Here is a 21656-nt window from a genome sequence, read left to right as displayed (position 1 = left end):
GGTAGAAAAGAAATTTTATTGTCATAGAATAATTTAAAAATACAGCCTGCAATATTCGCATATAACCAATATTTAACTACTACAACATTTGTAGAAAAACACAACAAAAACTACCAAAATCGGACTAAAAGATTCAATAAATCTTATTTCCATGTCGTACGCAGTAATCGTCAGTAGAAAACACAAAAAACTTACATTATTGGAATATTTACAAAAAATACATTATCCCAATCACCACATTCATACCACGTTAAACTTTCAAATTCGATTTAAATCTAAGAAATCCGACAAAGTACCTGTTGTTGATTTCATAATATTTATTTTAACTTTTTGTTTAAAATATTGTATTTTTAGTCGCTGTGAAATAAAATAATTTCTCCTAACAAAATCATGAAAAACCTCTTCGTAATTTTTCTATTTTTTGTCGCGCCGCTTTACACGTCAGCGCAAATCAACAATCCTGTTTTCAGAGTAAAAAACGGCGGCGACATCAGAACCGTCATCACAGTCAGGGACCGGTATCTTTATGATGGCTTTCAGGATGGAAAAGTGTATTTCAGAAACGGGAAAGTTTCCGCGGCCAGAATGAATTACAGCTTTTTTCATAGTGAGATCCAGTTTATCAATCCCAACAACGATACGCTGCTGTTAAACGACAATGAATATATCAGTAAAATTGTCATCGATAAAGACGTTTTTTACTTTGAGAAAAAACAGGGGCATATCCAGAACATAGGAGAATATGGCAAAGTGATACTGGGACGTAAACAGAAACTGCTGTTTATGGGCAATGAAAAACATGCCGGTTATGACGAATACTCCTCCACTTCGGCGGTTTCCAGTTACACGCATTTCACAAACCGAAACGGAGAAATGCAGGCGCTCAAATCTGATGATAAACTGATACTCCGGAAAAAGTCGGATTACTTTTTAATTGACCAAAACCTGAGACCCAATTTTGCCAACCGGGTCAGTTTGCTAAAAATTTATCCCGATCATAAAAGAACGCTAAACAATTTCCTGAGGGAAAATCAGATTAACTTCCTTGTTGAAAAGGATCTGATTAAGGTTCTTGAATTTTGTCGGTCGCTTTAACACTGATCGCAATAGCTGCTGCTTATTCTTTTCCCCGGCGTTTTATTTACCCGTCGGGCGGCCGAAAAAGCCGTCCGACGGGCCTTAACGCACCAACATGAATTCTTCCAAGTATTTATGTAAAAAATCCGCTTTTACAGATAACATAAAAACGAATTGATTAAGTACGATGAAAAAATACGTTCTATTATTTTTCGGATTAGGTTTTACACAGGCAGTTTGCGCGCAGGCTTTAAAACAACTCACGTTCAGAAAACAAATGATCTCCTCGGAAAGCGCCGAATCTGTGGGGGTTTTTGACGTAAACGGCGACAGAGTTCCGGATATCGTATCCGGCAGCTACTGGTATGAAGGCCCTTTGTATCAAAAAAGACATTTAATCGGGCAGATAAAAAGAGTCAGTGAATATTTTGACGATTTCTCAACCGTTCCTTTTGACGTGAACGGAGACGGAAAAATGGATTACATTACCGGCGGCTGGTTTAACAAAAAACTACTTTGGCGCGAAAATCCAGGAACAAACGGCGAATGGACCGAACACGAAATATTCGAAACCGGAAATATAGAAACAACGCGTGCCTGGGATGTAGATGGAGACGGCATTGACGAAATTGTACCGAATACGCCCAAGCAGCCTTTAGTTTACTACACCCTGATACTCGATCAAAATAAAAAATCAACGGGAAAATTCGCACCCACAAAGGTGGCTGACACCCATGGTCATGGTCTGGGTTTCGGCGATATCAACGGAGACGGACGGGGTGATTTCATTGTGGCGGATGGCTGGCTTGAAGCTCCCGAGGATCGGAAAAACAAACCTTGGACACACCATGCCGCTTTCAAACTGGGCGATGCAGGTGTTCCCATCATTGTAACAGATGTGAACAAGGATGGGCTGAATGATATCATCGTCGGACAGGGCCATACCTACGGACTTGACTGGTACGAACAAAAACGGAATGGCAAAACGATCACCTTTGTGAAACATCCAATTGATCCTTTTCAGTCGCAGTACCACACAATGGCCTGGGTGGATATCGATAACGATGGTGAAAATGAACTCATTACCGGAAAGCGTTTTCGGGCGCATAACGGCAATGATCCGGGCGAATTTGATCCGGTAGGGCTGTATTATTTCAAATGGAATGGCGAATCGTTCACCAAAAACTTTATCAGTTACGGCCCTTATGGTGAGGGAAAAGGCGCAGGAATCTATTTTTCCGTGGCAGATTTACGAAATTCGGGGAAGAAAGATATCATCGTGGCCGGGAAAGACGGGCTGGCCATTTTCTTCAACGAAGGACATTGATAAAAACGGAGCTTCTTCCAGTAAGAAGCTCCGTCACCTTTTTCAAAATAACATATCATTGACCGTCACAAACTGATATCCCCTGCTTTTCATTTCGTTGATCAGCCGCGGAAGATATTTATAAAATTTATCCTTTCGCCTCGGGTCCGTCCCGAGATGCATCAAAAGAATAAAACCGTTCAAACCTTCATTAGTCTGTTTTTCCTTAGCTACGATCGACTGGTAAATGGTTTCACTGTCAACATATCTGTCACCCATTTCAGGAAAGGTATAATCGGCGTTGCTGCGCGTTCCGGGCGAATAATTGATCAGTTGCAACCCCATTTGTGCTGTCCAGTTTGCTATCGAGTCGTTATACCATTCGTAAGGAGGAAGAAAGAAACGCGCTTTTTCTTTCGTGATGTTGAAGTTTTTCAACGCTACGTAGGCACTGTTCATATCGGTTTCAAACTCCTGCCGGGTTATCAATAGACTGTCTCGGTTCTGCCAGTCGCAATACAGTAAATGTTTGTCCGAATGCGAACCAAGATAATTCCCCTGCTTCCGTAATGACTCGATCACCGGTTTAAAATCTTTGTTCCGGTAAAAATTACCGGTCAGAAAAAAGGACGCTTTTACATTTTTCGCCTTCAAAGTTTCGGCAATATACTTCCCGCCGTCCGCATATTCGTCTCCTGTAAAAACAAGGGCGATTTTCTTATTCGTCTGATCACCACGGATGATTGCGCCATGTGATCTCAGCGGTTGTTTTCCGGCCTTGCCCCCTCCTGACTCATGTTGCTTTGCCGCGAGCAGGTAAACCAGAGAAGCCGTGCCATCCATGGTCGGTTCGTTGGTACTGTAATCCCCAAAGTCGTCATGATAGACTACATAATCGGATTGAAATTCAGCATATTTATCCTCCTGCGATAAGGTCAGCCCTTTCAGATTTTTGAAAATACTGCCATAAACCGGCCCGTCGACCAATCCGCCATCCAACGGATATTTGTAAAGAAGAGTGAGCGAGGAATGTGGAAACCTGGGCGTATCGCCATCGGCAGGCAAGCCATAAACCATCGATTTCCCCCAGGGATTACAGCCAAAGAGCCAGTCAAAACCGGCCTGCTCCAATTCCGCAAACTGGTTATCGCCACTCAACGCACGATAAAGATAACATTGAATCACAAACGAGGTCGTCAGGTTATTGGAACACCAGATAAAAGGAACCCCGCGGAAGAACCCATTTTGGGATGCCTTTTTCCAAACGGCTTCAATACCCTGTTTATAATAACGGATCATCTCCGCTTTCGTTTTTGGATCAGCCTTTTTCGCCAGTTCATAATGCCCAAAGTTATGAAAGGGATACCACTGATAATGCCGGGCCGTGTCCGCACCCATCCAGGGCGTAACCTTTTCCATGGCACTGTAAATAACCGACTCTCCCAGATATTTCTTTTCTCCCGTTAACTGGTACAAAGCAGCGGAACCCAGTTCCATATCGTCGGTCCAGTTATCTTCCTCATAGAAATACGGGCTCCGGTTTGGCGCAGTTTGTGCAACGCCCGGTTTATCCAGTCCCAGCTGATAGGCCGACCGCGATTTTTCCGACAGCAAAACCGAAAAACCAGGTTCCGTTTTTTTGTATAGCGATGCCCCCAGCGCAAAGGCGCTTGCAAATTTCCCCGCAATGGATGCTACGCCGGTAGATTTGTTCTTGTATTTCCCCAAACCCTGCGGTGCTCCGGAAGCAAAATAAACGGGTCGTCCTTTTCCGGGTCCGACACCATAATCCGCCGAATCTTTTGTAGGCAGCCGGAAACCCACATGATCCCGGTCGTCCGCAAGCTGGTTGAAAAGCCAGTCCTTTCTCGGGTGCATTTTCAGCAGCCAGTTTATTCCCCAGCGTGCCTCATCCAGGACATCCGCCGAGCCATTGCTTCCGTTCAGACCGTTTGCCATATGCTTGTCAGCAAAAACCTCTGGAAAATCGCGATAAGCAGCCAGCAAATGATATGTTGCATTAGCCGACGTAGTGGCGTATTGCAGGTAATCCGTTGCATCATGCCACCCTCCCGACGCATCAATCCGGGTGCTATCGGGCATGGGACCATACATGGTATAACCATCGGTTGTATGACAGGAATCTTTCAAAAAGGGGTTGAAACCACTTCGCTGCTGGCGCATGTATCGAAGCCCGAAATCTGCTGCACCTGCATAAACGTCTTTACCGATACGAAATACAGGAGACGAAGCTTCTCCACATTTGATGTAATAACTCCCTTCGGTTGCCAAGGCAGTAAAATTAAGCCTCACTACCTGTTTGAACGGGCCGTAACTGCCATAGGTTTTACCGGTTTTGCCGGAGAAAACAATTTTAGAAGTTTTAGAATCAAATACCTGAAAAACAGCCGGTACATTCCCTGACTTGTTTCCCCAAACCGCCACCTTAACACCCGCAGGCAAATAACCCAGTTGATTAATACGGATCCATGAACTCTGTGGTTCTGCATACCCCAATGTACTGATGGCCAGAAACAAAAAACAGAATAAGTTTTGAAAACCGATCATCCTCTCTTGTTTTAAAAGGCGTCGCTCTGATCCATTAAATATTTTCAATGGCTGTTTAAAGGTGTTCACGATAAATTTCATATCAAGGCTCAGGAATTTTTGAAAAATTTTCAGCCCGAAGTTATCGATTTAAGGATCGGGCTGCAATATGGGGAGTCTCCTCAGGCATGTTATTTTAAGCTTAACCCGAACATCAGCAACGCAAATGAAAAACCATGGTAACATCACAAAAATATGCCCTGATCACCGGTGCAAGCAGCGGAATCGGGTTCGAACTGGCAAAATTATTTGCAAAAGACGAGTATAACTTAATCATCGTAGGCCGTGATGCGCAAACTTTGGCGCAAACAGCAGAAAAGCTCAAAACGGACACCATTGACGTCATCCCTATTGTCAGGGACCTTTTTAACCGCGATGAAGTTTTTTCACTTTACGAAGAAATTACATCCCGGAGCATGCAGGTTGACGTGCTGGTTAACAATGCCGGACAAGGTGTTTACGGCGAATTTATCGATACAGACATCAATCGGGAACTGAACATCATTGACCTCAACGTGTCCGCCCTCACGATTCTGACCAAATGTTTTTTGAAAGACATGACGCAACGGAATTCTGGCAAGATCCTGAACCTCGCTTCAATCGCAAGTAAGGTGCCCGGGCCGTGGCAGGCCGTATATCATGCCACCAAAGCCTATGTACTGTCGTTCACAGAAGCAGTCAGGGAGGAGGTCAGTGGATTTGAAATTACAGTTACGGCATTGATGCCGGGCGTTACGGATACTGATTTTTTCAACAAGGCGGATATGCTTGAAAGCAAGGCCGTACAAGACAAAAGCGCCATGGCAGATCCCGCCGATGTGGCTCTGGATGGTTATAATGCGCTGATGGCCGACAAGAATAAAGTAATTTCGGGATTCAAAAACAAGGTTCAGATGGCGATGTCGGCCGTACTTCCCGACAGCACGAACGCGCATCTGTTAAACGAACAGCAAAAACCTGTCGGAGAGGAATAAGATCCCGTTCACCTATGTTCGTTAAATCAAAAATCCCTGACCGATACATCTGTCAGGGATTTTTGATTCAGTAATCATTTGACTCAAACTTCGTTGAATTTATAAGCGGCCTCATTGGTAAGCGAAGCAAGCCAGCCGTTGGACAATTTTGTTTCGCTCTCCCAGCCCCGCCTGATCTGATGATCGTTTCCGCTTTTGGGAAGAAACCGGTTTACCAACTGTAAAACTGAGCTCATACTTCCCGGCATCAACCCCTTAAGTGCAACCATCACCTTCGCCGTTTGGGTAAGAATCACCTCATTGTTGCCATACTCCAGAGCCTGAATCACCGCTTTTGCAGCCTCGTCAGCATCCTGAGAAAGAAACGGAAGTGAATCGGCCAGCTTAAACCACTCATACTCTGCCTGGTGATCACCTTTGATCCAAACATTTCTGGGGCTCCCCGTCCGCATGAGGTTGGGAATAACAGTGGTTACCTGAATATTATCCTTTTTTAATTCCGCGCCCAACCCTTCTGAAAGTCCTACCATTGCAAATTTGCTTACGCTGTAAGGCAGCATATGCGGCACTGCAATTTTGCCTCCTATTGAACAAATATTGACAATGCGTCCGCCTTTCTGACTTAAAAACTGCGGAATGGCCGCTTTTATCGTATACAGTGCCGACCACAAATTCGTATCCATCACCTTTTTATATTCCTCCACATTCATCACATCCTCGGCACCAACCATCATAATGCCGGCATTGTTGATCAGCACGTCCAGCTGTCCGAAACGGTTGATCGCCCTTTGCACCATCCTGTTCACTTCGCCCTGATTGCTTACATCCGCCTCGATAGCTAAAACCTCTGCGCCCTGCTCCAAAAGTTCCATCCGGGCATTTTCAAGCTGTTCTGTATTTCTTGCACAGATCACCAGTTTAGCACCTTTTGCAGCCAACAATCTCGCCATTGCCAACCCCAGCCCACGTGAACCGCCGGTGATAAGCACAACTTTGCCTTTGAGATCATACCTGGTCATTTCGTCATAAATCGTTTTCCCCAAAGCAAATAATCCGACTCCCAAAGCCGCCGCAACGGCAGTTTTCCGGGAGATAAAAGGCACTGTAGGCGTTGAATCTTTCATGATCAGATGTTTTATGAAAATTTATTTATCATACTATTAAACAGCACTTTACTAAATTTTACTGGTATCACCCGGACTTATCTCACGCTGATCAGGCGGGCTAATCACATCGCACAACTGGCTTATAAAATGCTTATTTCTTAATCTTTTCATGTTGAGTAAAGTTTGTTTTCAGCGGAGCGTACAATAATTGTACCCGAACCCAAAAGGCAAGTTTCCCTGTAAGTACTTTCCGTAAAACTTCGCTGCAAACCAAAACTTTACCGTTGACAGTCAAACCGTTCTGATATTCTTCCTGTATTCAACCGGACTGACACCGCTGTGTTTCCGGAATTGTCTGCTCAAATGGCTTTCATCCGTAAAGCCAAGTTCCTCGGCAATCTGGCTTACGGTCAGCGAACTATGAGCCAGGCGTTGCTGCACCAGTTTTATTTTGTACTGCGTGATATATTGCTGAAGACTTTCTCCCGTGAATTTTCGAAAATACTCGCCCACATAATTGGCAGAAAGATTAAAGTGACCGGCCAGATAATCAATTCTTAACTTTTCAGACTCGTTGATATGCTGACGGACATGCAGCAAGAGTTTATTAATCAACGGCTCCGAATCCATTCCCGTCGCCGTGGTGCCGGCACTGTCAGACACGTTGCGCGCCAGTACATTCAGGATCAGCGTTACGAAATGCTGCAAATTCTCTTCGTGATACGATTGCTTTTGTTGGTATTCGCCGATCATACTGGCAATCAACGTGGAAATCATCTGACAATCACCCGGACTTTTGATCAGCAATTCCTGAAATCGGTTATGATGATAAAATATATGTTCAAGCTGTTTAAGCCGAAGCGTAATTCGCTCGCGGTCTTCAGTACTCCGGCATTGGCCGAGGAAAATTTCCGAAAACCGGATCGAACAAAAACGCGTAACATTGGTGATGTCAAAACCCCGGCAATCGAGCGGTGTAAACAAAAATATGCTGCCTTTTTTATACGGAAACCGGTTGCGATTCACAATTCTGGTGCCCTCTCCTTCCAAAACCTGCACGATTTCAAAAAAATGATAAACCAACGGCCGCTCACGCCAACAGGCCATGTCGGAGACATAGAGTTCAAAAGGTTGGTGTAATTGTTTGTGCTTCATAACCTGTAAAACTACAAAAGAAACCCGTCTTTATCACTGTTGCGCCACCGGTTAAGCCGGTAATTTTGAAGCAAAAAAACGATCATGAATTTGACTAAAAAACTGTTAACACCTTTAATATCAAAAGCAATCACTTTTCAAAACCGCGTGGTGATGGCTCCCATGAGCAGACGCAGGGCAATTGATGCGACACCCGGTGCTTCTGCCCCGATTTATTACGGGCAACGGGCCGGAGCCGGTTTGATCATCGCCGAAAACAGCGCTGTTGCACCCAATGGTATCGGATATCTCCACGCCCCCGGGATTTACAGCAACGAACAAAAAAATGCCTGGAAAAAAGTCGTCAACGAGGTTCATGAAAGAAAGGGAAAGATTTTTGTCCAGCTGGTCCATTCCGGTCGTATCGGGCATCCGTTGAATCAGGGCGGAACGGGTCTGGTAGCGCCTTCTGCTGTAAAAGCAGCCGGCACCGTTCGTACACCCGGAGACCTGCATTTGCCTATGCCCCAGCCAGAGGTACTTACAACGACTGGCGTTCAGGAACTTATCAATGCTCATATCAACGCTGCGATCAGTGCGGTAGAAATTGGCTTTGACGGAGTGGAAATACATGGTGCACATGGCTTTCTTCCCGAACAATTTCTCAATCCGTATACCAACCAGCGAACCGACGAGTATGGCGGAAATATGATAAATCGGAGCCGTTTTCTGCTTGAAATTATGAAAGGCGTCGCGGATGCCATTGGTAAAGACAGAACGGGAATTCGGCTTTCCCCTTTTGCAGGTCTGAATGACCTGCCATTATATGCCGAAGAAAAGTCCACGCACCAATACATTACCGATGCTATGGAACAACTCGGCATCCTGTACATCCATCTTTCGGATCAGTCAACCAATGGCTTCCCGCCGATTCCTGAGGAACATATTCGGGATGTCAGAAATCGTTTTTCGAATTTAGTAATCCTCTCCGGAGGTTATACGGCAGATTCAGGCGAGGCGATTTTACAGACCGGGCTAGCCGATATGATCGCATATGGTCGTCCATTTATAGCCAATCCTGATCTCGTCGAAAGATTTCGCCAAGGCGCACCGCTCGCCATTGGTGATAAAAACACATTTTATGAAGGAGGAGATAAAGGGTATATCGACTATCCCGCATTGTATGAGGCGCAGAATACTTCCTGTCTTACCGTGTGATGGAGCACTGAATCTTATTTTCTGACTACTCGCCCGGCTTTGTTGTTGTGAATACATTGCCGGTCGATTTTTCTTTTAACACGCTGGTTCACCGCTGCCTGTGCAGCTTATTTCCCGGGATGCCCAACCTGCGTTTGCCCAGTGCGATAAATTCATCAAGCTGATAGGAAATCGGAGAAAGTGTTATGTTGTAAAATTTCGAGGTCACCCGCCTCGTTGGTATCGTCACGGATTCATAACCCAGGTGGCTGATCACGATCGAATCGGTAAGACTGGCTCTGGATATGTTAACGGAAAAATTGCCATCCCGATCTGTAATACCACCAACGCTTTTCCCCCGCACGCTGATATTCGCGTTGGGCAGGCCGGCGGCTTTTTCGTAGTCGATTACTCTTCCCGTAAAAACCTGGCAAAATGAACTGTCTGCAAAACTACTTCCTAAAAGCAGCAACAGTCCCCGGATCATCCATACGCCTTTTATCATTCGACTTTTATGGTTTAAAGGCAAAAGACAACTAAGAAACGAAATTGAAAATATTATATTATTACTTAAATATGTATAAATTTATTGACTTTTAAAAATATACAGCACACTTTCTCAAATGCAGTTTACCTATGTACCGCTACAATACATCATTCATTCCAGTTTCGATATAAATTGATTTAGAAAACCCGTCTTGTTTCCCGACTGATTTTTCTGTTAACTTGCGGCGAAATTTCCCTCTCAGTCTTGTTTCATGAAAAAACGCTACCAGGTTCTCTTTGCCCTTTCGCTTTTATCCGTCATTACTTTTCTGGATCGTATTGCCATTAGCGTGGCCAGTCCACGGATTATGACCGACCTCGGACTTAGTAAAGAGCAGCTCGGATGGGTTCTGGGAATTTTCGCGTTGGCTTATGGCGGATTTGAAATCCCAACAGGTTTGATGGGAGACCGGCTGGGAGCAAAAAAAGTGTTGATACGGGTAGTGCTCTGGTGGTCGGTTTTCACGGTACTTACCGGCTTTGCAACAGGTTTTGGTATGCTGTTGATCACCCGTTTTCTTTTCGGGATCGGGGAAGCAGGCGCTTATCCCAACTCTTCCATTGTACTTTCAAAATGGTTTCCTTCTATTGAACGGGCACGCGGACAGGCCTGGATATGGTCAGCCAGCAGAGTTGGCGGTGCTTTAACTCCCTTTCTGGTCATACCGATCCAGAATCAATTTGGATGGCGGGCAAGCTTTTTCTTTCTGGGAATTCTGGGGATTGTCTGGGTGATTTTCTGGAAATTCTGGTTCAAGGAAGAGCCTTCACAGATGAAGGGAATCTCGGAAAAAGAACTTGATAACATTCTTAAAAACCGGAACCTGCCGGAAGGAAATCATAAATTCTCCTGGTCTATTTTCAAAAACCGCAATTTGCTGCTGCTCATGGGCATGTATTTTTGCTATGCCTCCGGAGCATTTTTCTTTCAGGGCTGGCTGCCCACTTATTTGCAAAAAGGACGCGGATTAAATGACGAAGACATGTCCTTCATCACTTCCTTTTCCTTTGTTCTGGGCGCTGTTGGCTGCCTTTCCGGCGGATTTGTGTGCGATTATCTTGTAAAACGCATCGGACCCAGGTGGGGCCGGGCCATCGTCGCACTTACCGGATTGGGACTTTCAGGAGTTTTCATGCTGATTTCAGTGTTTGTAAAGGATAACACAACCGCTACCGTTTTACTGTCAGCCGGCTTGGGGTTAATGGATTTTACAATTCCTGCTTCCTGGTCAACCGCCATGGACATCGGAGGAAAACACGCGGGCACCATCACCGGCGCTATGAACTCCGCAGGGCTGGTCGGCAGCACAGTTAATACCATCGGATTCGGGTATCTCGTAACTGCCTTTGGAAATAACTATCACGCACCGGTTATCCTTTTATCGATTCTTCTTGTTTTTGGGGCGCTATTATGGCTAAAAATCGATTCTACCAAAAGAATCACTTTTGAAACCGGCGAAGCGCATTGATATTCAGCATTTATATATTAAAAAAGTGGAAAAACGACAGCACCCAGCCCCCATTTTAAGCTATAACGCTGGAATGGCACATTCTCTTTGGGCTGGTTACAAAGCTAATCCCACTGATAAGACATCACAGTTTTATCCAGTGTCGGAATTATGAGTAGTTTTTTCCTGACAATATATGTGATATCAGCAGTTATTATTTTCTGCTTCTCCAAATCCAGCACCTGCTTTTTGGCTCCCTTTGAATCCAGATGGTAAATTGTTCCTTGCCACGCTCCTGAAACGAAATATCCATCTTTTCCATCGCTGACAATTCCGTCACAATCTTTTATCCCGGTACAAAATTCCGTTAATTTCCTCGTGCTTTTATCAGCCACGTACACGATACCATTTTTCATGTTGAGGATAAATACCTTATCATCGTGGCATAACAATCCATTCGGAATCAAAAGCAACGGATCTGTCAGCCAGGTTTCTATCTGATCATTAACGATCCTATGGATTTTGTTCGTCCGGCAGTCCGATATATACACATCTCCATTTTTGTCAATCGAAATATCATTCAGAAAAATCGCACCGTCAATCTTAAAGATCTTTTCGATTTTTGCTTTCCCTACATCAATTTTTACAACCCGATCAATATCCGCTACGTAAAGCTTTCCTTTATGTAAGCCCATTCCCTGAGGATTATCCAGCCCGGAAACCCATTTCAACACATCAATTTCACCATTGGGTTTTATTGTCGAAATAAATCCATTGCCATCCCGTGCCAGAAATTCGCCATGGACATTCGATATATAAATGATTTCCCTTTTCTCGTCATACACCGCTGATTCCGGTTTTAGAAATAATGTATCGGTAGTCCATTTGTGGACCAACGATTGGCAAAAAGTCCCAAAAGCATTTGTCATTAATAAAAGCGTGAGCAGGGTTGCTTTCATTTTATACCTTTTAAATGTTACTGTTAACTATTTGTATATAAACAATCATAAGGGCTAGTATTGCTAATACATACTCACCGCAAATCAACACCATGATCATTGGGAAAATCCTCTCCGCTCCATATTTTTTGCGCACTCCACTTCATGGCAGGCTCTGCCCAAAACGGATCTTCGTCGGGCAAGCCAAGCGGCAAAAAGATACTGGTACTAAGATACGGACTCCCCTGATTGTTATAAACATCAGCCAGATCGGGCTGTGAGCCGTATAAGCCCAAAGTAAGCCACCCTTTTTCATAGGTTGAAGGACTTTCCAATGTTTTTCGTATCACGGCCGTCAGCGCCGACCGGACCTGACCGGGTTTTAACTGATCCGGCAAAACTTTCCGCCAGGCCATATCTGCCAAATGGTGAAAGGCAGCCCCACGATAAATGATCGAACGACCCGTGGCAGGAAAAGTGCCATCCGCATTGATCAGGCGCTCCTGAATGACGGCGTACCGCTCATTTCTCTGTTTAATTTTTGCAATCATACCATTATAGGCGTTGGTCTTTTTACCAATCACCGTCACGATGGTGGCCAGGTACGGGTGAATAACGTAACTGTTGTAATAATCAAAAGCGTAAGTGGTTCCGTCTTTGTACATGCCGTCGCCGACGTACCATTGTTCGAGTTGTTGGAGCGCGTAATCAATCCGCATCGGGTCCCACTCGTAGCCGTATTTGCTAAAAAATGCTTCTGTCATAGCCGAAAAAAGCAGCCAGTTCGAAAATACAGGTTTGTAACGACGCGTGCTTTTCAGCGCGGCTACCATTCTCTCCTGGTCGGTCGGATTCATATGCTCCCAAAGCCACGGAGCTCTGATAAAGGCCGTTGCCAGAAACGACGCATCCACCAGCTGCTGTCCACCCAGATCAAAACGCATGTAATCTTTCTTCGTCGAATCCAGGGCATTAGAAAGTCCTTTAAGGACCCAAACCCGGTATTGATCGCGCAAAGCTACCTCCTCAGGTGTTCCACCCTCTCCTTGCAGCCAGGGTGCTATGCCACTTAAAACCCGCCCAAGCACTTCAAGATACTGCACCTGAATCCGCTGTTCCTTATTGTCGGCGCGTTTGGAAGTAACCCGCGGCATGACAATACGAAGGCTGTCCTGCGCCAGACTATAAATCACCGGTCTGGCCATTTTGTCCATTTCCATGAGCCAGAATTTCCGGTCGCTCACCGGCTCTGCTTTCCTGAATGCCGCTTTTTTCTGTGCGTAATGGGTGCCGGTTGTTACAAAAAAGAATGCACCAACTACTAAAATCCGTTTTAAGATCAACTTTTTATTCACCATTCGTATTGCTCAATCAGACAATGATATTCGTAAAATTATATAGACAAGAACCGTTATTTACGGTTTCCCTTTTTGTCCAGATAGCGGTACATCTCACAACCGGCCAGCAAAAACGCCCCAACACCAAAATTAGTGGTGGACTTCGCATTGACAACCTGTCCCGGAATTGCTTTTTCACCAATTGGCTGCACATATCCAACGGCTCCATCAGACTGTAACGCAACCGTGGAAAGATATGTCCAGGCTTCCTGGACTGCCGGGAGATATGTTTTTTCTTTCAAATATCCGTTGTTAATTCCCCATAACAACCCATAGGTAAAAAATGCGGTGCCACTCGTTTCAGGTCCCGGCGCGTGTTCAGCATCCAGCATACTCCGCGTCCAGTAACCTTCCTTTTGCTGGATTTTTATAATACTCTCAGCCATTTTCTTGTACTTGGATACATATTCCTCACGGTGCGGGTCATCAGTTGGTAGGTCTTTCAGCACTTTGGCCAAAGCAGCAAAAACCCAGCCGTCGCCCCTCGCCCAAAAATCTTTTTTCCCGTTGGTACTTTTATGTTTTGGATAAACATATTTGGCATCCCGGTAATAAAGCCCCTCTTCCACATCGTACATGATGCTGTTGGCGTAGGTGAAATATTCGTACAATTTTTCAAGATATTGTTTGTTTCCGGTTGCTCTATAAAGTTTTGTCATCACCGGCATTACCATGTACAATCCGTCCGACCACCACCAGTAATCTTTGTTTGGTGTACTCATTTCGTACTCCATCACTTCTATCGCCCTGGCTATTTTGCGGGATTCCGGTTTCAGATTATTCAGGTCGATGTAGGTTTGGAAGCAAATCTGCCAGTCACCAAAAAGCACATAGTCGTCCGACTCTCCATAGCTGTATTTCCAGTTCGTCTTGTTGTCTGATTTTGCACCCATCCACAGATTCTGTTCCGCCCACGCCTCCGAATACTGACGATACGATTCTTTTTTCGTCAAAAAATACGCTTCCATGTTGCCGGTATGGTAAGCTGCATTATCCCAAAATGCCCTTTCATGTTTTGGATGGGTTGCCTGCCAATGCTCATTCACTTTTTGAATGGTTTGCAAAACCTCGCTGGCAACAGGTCGTTTCTGGGCATGTACATGCGCACTGACCAGAAGAGTCAAAGCAAAAAAGTACTTGATTATCTTCATATCTTTTAGAAGCATTATAACTATTTTTTGAAACAGGTTATATTAAAACTGATTTTAGAACATACATCAGCGGGCAGTTTTTTTTCAAATTCTACCAGCAGCCAAATATAACGACTGTCTTCCAGGTCTTTCGGATTCCACTGATCAGCCATAAAAATAAAGGTCTTTTTTTCCATGTACAGGCTTTAATGTAAGTCGGCTGAAACGAAATACGGAAGATATTTTAGCTCTAATATAGAAATGTAACCATGTATAAAATTATACATCGCAAATTGCAACTAAGATAAAGCACTACAAACAAATTGATATCTGAGAAAATTAGCTCCCTTTAAATCAGATACCTCCATCTCTTAAATAATAACTCCTTAGCTCGCGATTCCGGCTACATCGTTTGTGATTTTGGCTACATTTTTATCTTCATTCAATCGGAATTTTGCCTCATAAAAATCATAAACAGATTGCATGAGAAGCGAAATTGAAGGAAAAGTAGTCGCCATTACCGGCGCAAGCAGTGGCATAGGCATGGCCACTGCACTTATGCTGGCAGAAAAAGGCGCAAAAGTAGTATTGGGTGCACGGCGAACGGATCGGCTTGAAGAACTAGCGGCACGGATTACTCAGCATGGAGGACAGGTAGTTTACACCGCCACCGACGTCACCCGTCGGGATGACCTGAATAACCTCGTAAAACTTGCCTGCGACCAGTTTGGCAGGCTTGATGTGATCGTCAATAACGCCGGAACGAGTCAGCTCTCCCTTATTGAGGATCTGGATATTGAAGGCTGGGAAGAGATGATTGACACCAATCTCAAAGGGACTTTGTATGGCATAGCCGCTGCTATACCTGTTTTCCGGCAACAAGGCTCTGGACATATCATCAACATTATTTCTACGTCCGGAATCAAGATCGTGCCCATGCAAGGCGTATATGCAGGCACAAAAAATGCCGTCAGGACGATCAGTGAAGCCTTGCGTCAGGAATCCAACGGCCAATGGCGTGTAACGGGCATATCGCCGGGTATTGTTCAAACGGAATTTGTAAATGGCCTGAAAAACGTCGGAATAAGAGATACCATTGTTAAAAAAATGGAGACCCTGGCTATTCAGCCCGAAGCCGTTGCGAGCGCCATTGCCTTTGCGATTGGACAGCCCGCGCATGTTGATATTGGCGACATCGTGATTCGGCCAACCGCTCAGGATTAGTTCGTAACTTTACACAGGCAGCCAGGGTCACCCCTGTATGTACTAAACATTCTTAAAAGGATTACCCGTATGAAAAAGGTAACTTCAGAGCTCCATACTTTCAACAGCATATCCGGATTGATGCGGCGCCTGGAACAACCAAAACCGCTTCATCCGCTTGTGGCACTGATACACTATAAGGATGTAAAAGTGCCGCTTACCGACGCAGGAAATAAATTTTCACTTGATTTTTACAAAATATCATTTAAAACAGCATTCACCGGTCAGGTAAAATATGGTCAGGGTTATTACGACTTTGAAGAAGGCGGAATGGCGTTTCTTGCACCGAATCAGATTGTAACGATGTCGGATAATCCGGATGGATATGAGGGATATTCCCTCTTTTTTCACCCTGATCTGATCAGAGGTTATCCTCTGGGTGCTATGATTCAAAAATATGGTTTCTTCTCTTATGCTGTTTCCGAAGCATTGTTCCTGTCAGAAAAAGAAAAAACCGTAATCGCTTCCCTGTTCGACTCCATCGCCAAAGAACTTGATAACAACATAGACCTGTTTAGTCAGGATGTTTTGATATCCCAGATTGAGCTGCTGCTCAATTATAGCAATCGTTACTACAACAGGCAGTTCATTACCCGAAAGTCTGTCCACAATGATATGATCGACAAAATGAATGCATACCTATCCGACAGGTTTACGGAAAAATCCCTGATAAACGGACTGCCATCGGTTCGGGAAGTTTCCGACCATCTTCATCTTTCGCCCCGATACTTAACCGATATGTTGAAATCACTCACCGGACAAAGTGCACAACAGCATATTCATAATCACCTGATCGACCGGGCTAAAAACATTTTAAGCAACAGCAACCGGACCATTGCTGAAATTGCTTACGACCTGGGATTTGAACATCCGCAGTCGTTTAATAAACTTTTCAGGCAAAAAACAGAAATGTCGCCGATCGAATTCAGGCAGTCTTTTAATTGACAAAATACATTTGTTTTTTATAACCGGGCAAACAAAAAGTCCCGGTGGGTTTAACGCCATCGGGACTTTTCAGTATTTCTAATTGATCTTATTGCAGACCTTCAATGGCTACAACCTCATTCACATCCGCCAGATAATCCACCCCTTCAAAACCAAACCCGAACAAATTCAGGAATTCCTGTTTGTATCCTTTTAAGTCTCCGATTTCCGGAAGTGTTTCTGTTGTTGCCTGTAACCACAATTTTGCCACAGTTTCCTGTACATCTTCGCGCATTTCCCAATCGTCAATTCTTACACGTCCCTCTTCGTCCGTCGGGATCGTTTCCTGTGCAAAAAGTCTGTCTTTAAACAAACGATAGATCTGCTCGATACAACCTTCATGAATTCCCTTTTCTTTCATTGTTTTGTACAGCAATGAAATGTAAAGCGGAATGACCGGAATAGCAGAACTTGCCTGCGTTACCAAAGCTTTATTTACCGAAACATAAGCCTCGCCGCCAATGCCTTTTAGCTTATCGGCAATTTTAAATGCCGTAGCTTCCAGGTCATTTTTTGCCTTGCCGATGGTTCCCTTGCGGTAAACAGCCTCGGTCAATGAAGGGCCGATATAAGAATAGGCAATCGTAGTAGCGTTTTCTGATAAAGCGTCTGCCGCGGCCAGTGCGTCAATCCACATTTCCCAGTCTTCGCCACCCATAACCGCCACAGTATTTTTGATATCTTCTTCGGTGCAGGGCTCAATGGTAATATTGGAAACCACACCTGAATGAAAATCGACCGTTTTGCTGGTAAAAGTATCTCCAATCGGCTTCAATACCGAGCGGTGCGTCACACCTGTAACAGGGTGCGTCCTTACCGGCGAGGCCAGACTGTAAATAACCAGATCCACCTTTCCCAGGTCAGATTTAATGAGATCAATCGTTTTTGTTTTAATCTCATTTGAAAAAGCATCACCGTTGATACTCTTTGCGTATAGCCCTGCTTTTTTTGCTTCCTGCTGGAAAGCGGCGCTGTTGTACCAGCCCGGAGAAGCTGTTTTTCCCTCCTGAGGCGCTTTTTCAAAAAAGACACCTATCGTAGAAGCATTCGAACCGAACGCGCTTGTTATTCTTGAAGCAAGACCGAAGCCCGTTGAAGCCCCGATAACCAGCACATTTTTAGGACCTTCGACGTGTCCGTTGGATTTAACAAAGTCAATTTGATTTAAAACGTTTTGTTCACAACCCTTTGGATGTGAAGTCAAACATATAAACCCTCTCATTCTCGGTTCTATTATCATATGATCTTTTTTGTCTGTTATAATTGCAGCGAAGCCGCAAATATACCCCATTACCTTTTTGAAACTTTCACATTTTGCAGAAAATCATTGGGGGTGGGGAAATTTGGTGTTTTTTTTATGGTTGTAATGAAGACAAATAATGCTGAAACAAAAACGTCTTAACAAAATCATTTATTTATCGAACTGTTTTTCAATAGTCGGGCGAGCGATCAAACCCCCGAAATTTGCTGCGCGTATCGCTAAGGTCAGAATTAAATCTTGAACCTTTCAATAAGTTATTTCTCTTGCCAATACAAGCCTGCCTATCTTAGTTCAAAATAAGAACTCTGTCTAATCATCGTCGGCAAACAAATACTTAGTACATAATACGGACGTCAGTTGTCTATGACAAGTTCATTAATATTGACATTTGGAAAAATTCAAAAAAAATGAAAATCAGGAAGTTTCAAATCTCTGACATCGAAGAAATTGTAACGTTATTTTATCAGACTGTTCATTCAGTCAATACAAAGGACTACACGCAACAGCAGGTGGATGCCTGGGCATCCGAGAACGACAGAACATCCAGGCTCAAATCATGGAAACAGTCTATGAACAGCAACGATTGTTATGTTGCCTGGATCGGTGATAAAGTCGTCGGATTTTCCGATGTAACACCCACAGGTTACCTAGACAGACTTTTTGTTCACAAAGATTTCCAGGGACAGGGTATCGCTTCGGCTTTACTAGACCACATCGAAAATGAAGCCCGAAAATCAGGACTTACCGAGATATACACGCATTCCAGCATAACGGCAAAGCCATTTTTTGAAAATCGGGGATATCAATTAATTCAAGCGCAAGAGGTAGCGCGAAATGACGTTGAACTGATCAATTTCAGGATGTTAAAAAGGTTATAACGAAGAATGCAGAAACCCTTTTAAGTGTTAAGCGATATGCAGATACAGAGTCAACTCAGCAACTTATCCAAAGACATCTTAATCACATTTTCAACACGTTCCCAATCCTCCTCACCCGACAGGTCCAGATCCAGGATGGTTCCAGGCGAGCCCTCTGTAAAGGCCAGGTAATAAATTCCGGAACAAAGCATTGCAACCAAAGCCCGGATATCTATATCGGCTGGTAAGTTTTCTGATTTTTTAATGATCTGTTCAAACTTTTGCGAGTAAGCGGTACGAAGTGCCGATTTACCATAAATAGCTTCCCATTTTATCAAAAGACATAAATGTCTGTCGGTTCGCAAATCGGCAAGCATTCGCAGCAAGCTGACCTTCAACGTTTCACGCAAATAATCGGGCTCCGATTCTGTCTCTTTAAAATAGCTTGCAGTTTCAATAAAAAACCGGATGTACTCTTCAACGAGGCCATTAATGTCTCCAAAATAACGATAGATTAATGCCTTATTAAAACCAGAAGTATCAGCCACCAGATTCACCCCCACTTTCTCTAAACCATGTTGTTCGATAACCTCTTTAACTGCTAACAATATTTTTGTCTCTGTACGTTTTCGGTCACGTTGTTTAAAGACCAATTCTCTCATTCTGATTATAAATTAGTGGTTTCTTTTACTTACGGAGAAAAGCGTGCCAATTGCTGCTTTCAATAAAAAAGTATTTTAAATATGTGCCAAACTACATTACCATTAAAAATGGGGTCCTTTAAAAGACGAGGTTTGGTGTGGGTCGCATATTAATTCAGCAGATACCGGTATGAACTGCCATCAAACAAAAACAGAGCAAAAACTGACGGCCGCCGGATCTTCAAAACTAAAAGATCCGGCGGCTCAGTACATTCCATCCTACTTTTACGCTGTACTGAAAATCGGTTCCGGATACAGAATTTCAGGTTCAACTGGCATTTTTGCAACTTTTAATTTACTTATAAAAAGTTATTACCGATAACGATCAGGAAAACATACCAATTTGAAACCATCAGGCGTTTTCGTAGCTATTTGCATGTAAATTTAGATGATCGAAATGAAGTATATTGTTCTTTTTGCCGGGCTTATTCTCTCGCATTTATCCCTTGGACAGACTTTCAGGTACGTTTTGGTATTATCCAAGGCTGAAAAAAAGCTGGTCGCGCTCGACTATAAGTCCCTTGACATCATCACAAAAGTTTCTGTTAGCGAGGATCCACATGAAATCGTGACAACACCCGACGGTTCGCTTGCCTACATCTCGCACCCGCTTATGAACGGCAATGGGCATGAGATCGATGTTGTTAACTTAAAAACAATGAAACCCCGGAATGTGATTGATACCAAACCTTTTTACATCCCCCACGGACTGGTTTATCTCAACGAGAAGCTCTGGTTCACCGCACAGGGCTCAAAAAGTGTGGCTGTGTTTGACACCCGGGAGAATAAAATTGCCCAGGTTTTCGGGACAGGACAGGACTTCACTCACCTGCTCCACGTCAATGCAGATGGCAACAGTTTTTATACCACCAATGTGGAATCCGGCACGGTAAGTATTTTCGAAAAGAAAAATTTACCTCCTTATATGCCGCCAACCGGCGTGCTGCCGGTCAATACCTCGCCACGGCTCGAATGGCGCCAAACCCTGGTCAATGTCGGCCCAGGCAGCGAAGGATTCGACGTATCCTCAGACAGGCAGGAACTTTGGACGGCAAGACCTGACGGAAAAATCGTCATTGTTGACCTTATCAAAAAAGAAGTAAAGGCAGAAATCAATACCCAAACCGAAGGGCTGCACCGCTTAAAGATAACACCCGATGGAAAGACGGTCTGTGTGGTCAGTGTGAAAACCGGGGACCTGTTATACTACAACAAGGTAACGCATATCCTCGAACAAAAGGACAAGATCGGACAGGGAGCCGGTATTTTTATGGATGGGGAAAGCAACCGGATGTTCATTTCATGTACTCCGAACAATAAGGTCGTCGTAATCGATTTGGTTACGCGAAAGGAAATCAAACGGATTGATATCGGCAGACCTGATGGCATCACAGCCGTTTTAGTGAAGTAACATTGATTTAATAGGGGTCAGGTTGTACACGTCCGCCAGCCCAAAACGGTGGTTAACACGACAGGTACATCCGGTCACCCGCTTTCCAGGCGGCCGCCTTTCTATGCATTTTTCCCAAAGTTTGCGTGGTTCATCCCTTTAGGGGCGTGTTCGTCCCTTTTTTTTGCATTTCCTGCAATTCTCATCCATTTTCGGCACCGTTATGAAGCTGACCGATCCTGATAAAATGATCTTAGAAGCCCTCCCGGGTATCCGTTGCACAACCGCTGCGGGAAATCTGGTTATTGTCCAACAAATCCAGTAGCAGCTAAACAACAAA

At 44.2% G+C, this 21656-nt stretch carries 18 protein-coding genes; 9 read left to right on the top strand and 9 right to left on the bottom strand.

Features of this window, described 5'->3' with window-relative positions; genetic code table 11:
- Positions 1–390: 390 nt before the first annotated feature.
- Both M1L62_RS24145 and M1L62_RS24140 read left to right on the top strand, forming a co-directional pair.
- Positions 391–1095 carry a hypothetical protein gene (locus M1L62_RS24145; protein WP_254562213.1) on the top strand — a complete coding sequence of 235 codons (705 nt, stop codon included), beginning with the start codon at positions 391–393 and terminating at the stop codon, positions 1093–1095.
- Positions 1096–1264: 169 nt separating this feature from the next.
- Positions 1265–2404, top strand: coding sequence for an FG-GAP repeat domain-containing protein (locus M1L62_RS24140; protein WP_254562212.1), 1140 nt, complete (start codon positions 1265–1267; stop codon positions 2402–2404).
- A gap of 42 nt (positions 2405–2446) precedes the next feature.
- Here the strand turns inward: M1L62_RS24140 and M1L62_RS24135 are convergent, their stop codons facing one another.
- Complete coding sequence (locus M1L62_RS24135) at positions 2447–4951, bottom strand: bifunctional glycoside hydrolase family 9 protein/polysaccharide deacetylase (RefSeq protein WP_254562211.1); 2505 nt, start codon at positions 4949–4951, stop codon at positions 2447–2449.
- Between the two features lie 215 nt (positions 4952–5166).
- Here M1L62_RS24135 and M1L62_RS24130 point away from each other — a divergent pair, with 215 nt between their 5' ends.
- Positions 5167–5964: an SDR family NAD(P)-dependent oxidoreductase gene (locus M1L62_RS24130; protein ID WP_254562210.1), complete on the top strand. Its 798-nt coding sequence runs from the start codon at positions 5167–5169 to the stop codon at positions 5962–5964.
- Positions 5965–6047: 83 nt separating this feature from the next.
- Here the strand turns inward: M1L62_RS24130 and M1L62_RS24125 are convergent, their stop codons facing one another.
- Both M1L62_RS24125 and M1L62_RS24120 read right to left on the bottom strand, forming a co-directional pair.
- Positions 6048–7088 (bottom strand): SDR family NAD(P)-dependent oxidoreductase, encoded by a 1041-nt coding sequence (locus M1L62_RS24125; protein ID WP_254562209.1) that lies wholly within the window; start codon positions 7086–7088, stop codon positions 6048–6050.
- Between the two features lie 273 nt (positions 7089–7361).
- Complete coding sequence (locus M1L62_RS24120; protein ID WP_254562208.1) at positions 7362–8225, bottom strand: helix-turn-helix domain-containing protein; 864 nt, start codon at positions 8223–8225, stop codon at positions 7362–7364.
- Positions 8226–8309: 84 nt separating this feature from the next.
- Here M1L62_RS24120 and M1L62_RS24115 point away from each other — a divergent pair, with 84 nt between their 5' ends.
- Positions 8310–9422: an alkene reductase gene (locus M1L62_RS24115; protein WP_254562207.1), complete on the top strand. Its 1113-nt coding sequence runs from the start codon at positions 8310–8312 to the stop codon at positions 9420–9422.
- A gap of 88 nt (positions 9423–9510) precedes the next feature.
- Here M1L62_RS24115 and M1L62_RS24110 read toward each other — a convergent pair whose 3' ends face one another.
- The gene (locus tag M1L62_RS24110) at positions 9511–9906 is read right to left on the bottom strand and encodes a carboxypeptidase-like regulatory domain-containing protein (protein WP_254562206.1); all 396 of its coding nucleotides are present in this window, start codon (positions 9904–9906) and stop codon (positions 9511–9513) included.
- A 253-nt stretch (positions 9907–10159) separates the two neighbouring features.
- On the opposite strand from M1L62_RS24110, the gene M1L62_RS24105 reads away from it, so the two are divergent.
- Positions 10160–11416, top strand: a complete 1257-nt coding sequence (locus tag M1L62_RS24105; protein WP_254562205.1) for an MFS transporter — start codon at positions 10160–10162, stop codon at positions 11414–11416.
- Positions 11417–11520: 104 nt separating this feature from the next.
- Here the strand turns inward: M1L62_RS24105 and M1L62_RS24100 are convergent, their stop codons facing one another.
- The 3 genes from M1L62_RS24100 to M1L62_RS24090 form a co-directional block, all read right to left on the bottom strand.
- Positions 11521–12354: an SMP-30/gluconolactonase/LRE family protein gene (locus M1L62_RS24100; protein ID WP_254562204.1), complete on the bottom strand. Its 834-nt coding sequence runs from the start codon at positions 12352–12354 to the stop codon at positions 11521–11523.
- Positions 12355–12428: 74 nt separating this feature from the next.
- Positions 12429–13691, bottom strand: coding sequence for a DUF2264 domain-containing protein (locus M1L62_RS24095; RefSeq protein ID WP_254562203.1), 1263 nt, complete (start codon positions 13689–13691; stop codon positions 12429–12431).
- Between the two features lie 53 nt (positions 13692–13744).
- Positions 13745–14881 carry a glycoside hydrolase family 88/105 protein gene (locus tag M1L62_RS24090; protein ID WP_254562202.1) on the bottom strand — a complete coding sequence of 379 codons (1137 nt, stop codon included), beginning with the start codon at positions 14879–14881 and terminating at the stop codon, positions 13745–13747.
- Positions 14882–15343: 462 nt separating this feature from the next.
- Between M1L62_RS24090 and M1L62_RS24085 the strand changes: the two genes are divergently transcribed.
- Together M1L62_RS24085 and M1L62_RS24080 are read left to right on the top strand one after the other, a co-directional pair.
- Positions 15344–16084 (top strand): SDR family oxidoreductase, encoded by a 741-nt coding sequence (locus M1L62_RS24085; protein WP_254562201.1) that lies wholly within the window; start codon positions 15344–15346, stop codon positions 16082–16084.
- 69 nt (positions 16085–16153) lie between these two features.
- Entirely contained in the window at positions 16154–17068 is a 915-nt protein-coding gene (locus M1L62_RS24080) for a helix-turn-helix domain-containing protein (protein ID WP_254562200.1), read from the top strand.
- An 88-nt stretch (positions 17069–17156) separates the two neighbouring features.
- On the opposite strand, the gene fabV is transcribed toward M1L62_RS24080, so the two are convergent.
- Positions 17157–18347 (bottom strand): enoyl-ACP reductase FabV, encoded by a 1191-nt coding sequence (gene fabV / locus M1L62_RS24075; protein WP_254562199.1) that lies wholly within the window; start codon positions 18345–18347, stop codon positions 17157–17159.
- Positions 18348–18775: 428 nt separating this feature from the next.
- Here fabV and M1L62_RS24070 point away from each other — a divergent pair, with 428 nt between their 5' ends.
- Complete coding sequence (locus tag M1L62_RS24070; protein ID WP_254562198.1) at positions 18776–19246, top strand: GNAT family N-acetyltransferase; 471 nt, start codon at positions 18776–18778, stop codon at positions 19244–19246.
- Between the two features lie 50 nt (positions 19247–19296).
- On the opposite strand, the gene M1L62_RS24065 is transcribed toward M1L62_RS24070, so the two are convergent.
- Complete coding sequence (locus M1L62_RS24065) at positions 19297–19887, bottom strand: TetR/AcrR family transcriptional regulator (protein WP_254562197.1); 591 nt, start codon at positions 19885–19887, stop codon at positions 19297–19299.
- 436 nt (positions 19888–20323) lie between these two features.
- Between M1L62_RS24065 and M1L62_RS24060 the strand changes: the two genes are divergently transcribed.
- The gene (locus tag M1L62_RS24060; protein WP_254562196.1) at positions 20324–21337 is read left to right on the top strand and encodes a YncE family protein; all 1014 of its coding nucleotides are present in this window, start codon (positions 20324–20326) and stop codon (positions 21335–21337) included.
- The last annotated feature ends 319 nt before the right edge of the window (positions 21338–21656 follow it).

This window comes from Dyadobacter diqingensis (assembly GCF_024220585.1).
Lineage (GTDB): Bacteria > Bacteroidota > Bacteroidia > Cytophagales > Spirosomataceae > Dyadobacter > Dyadobacter diqingensis.
The sequence above is the reverse complement of the archived record's forward strand: the minus strand, read 5'-3'. Positions and strand labels throughout refer to the sequence as shown.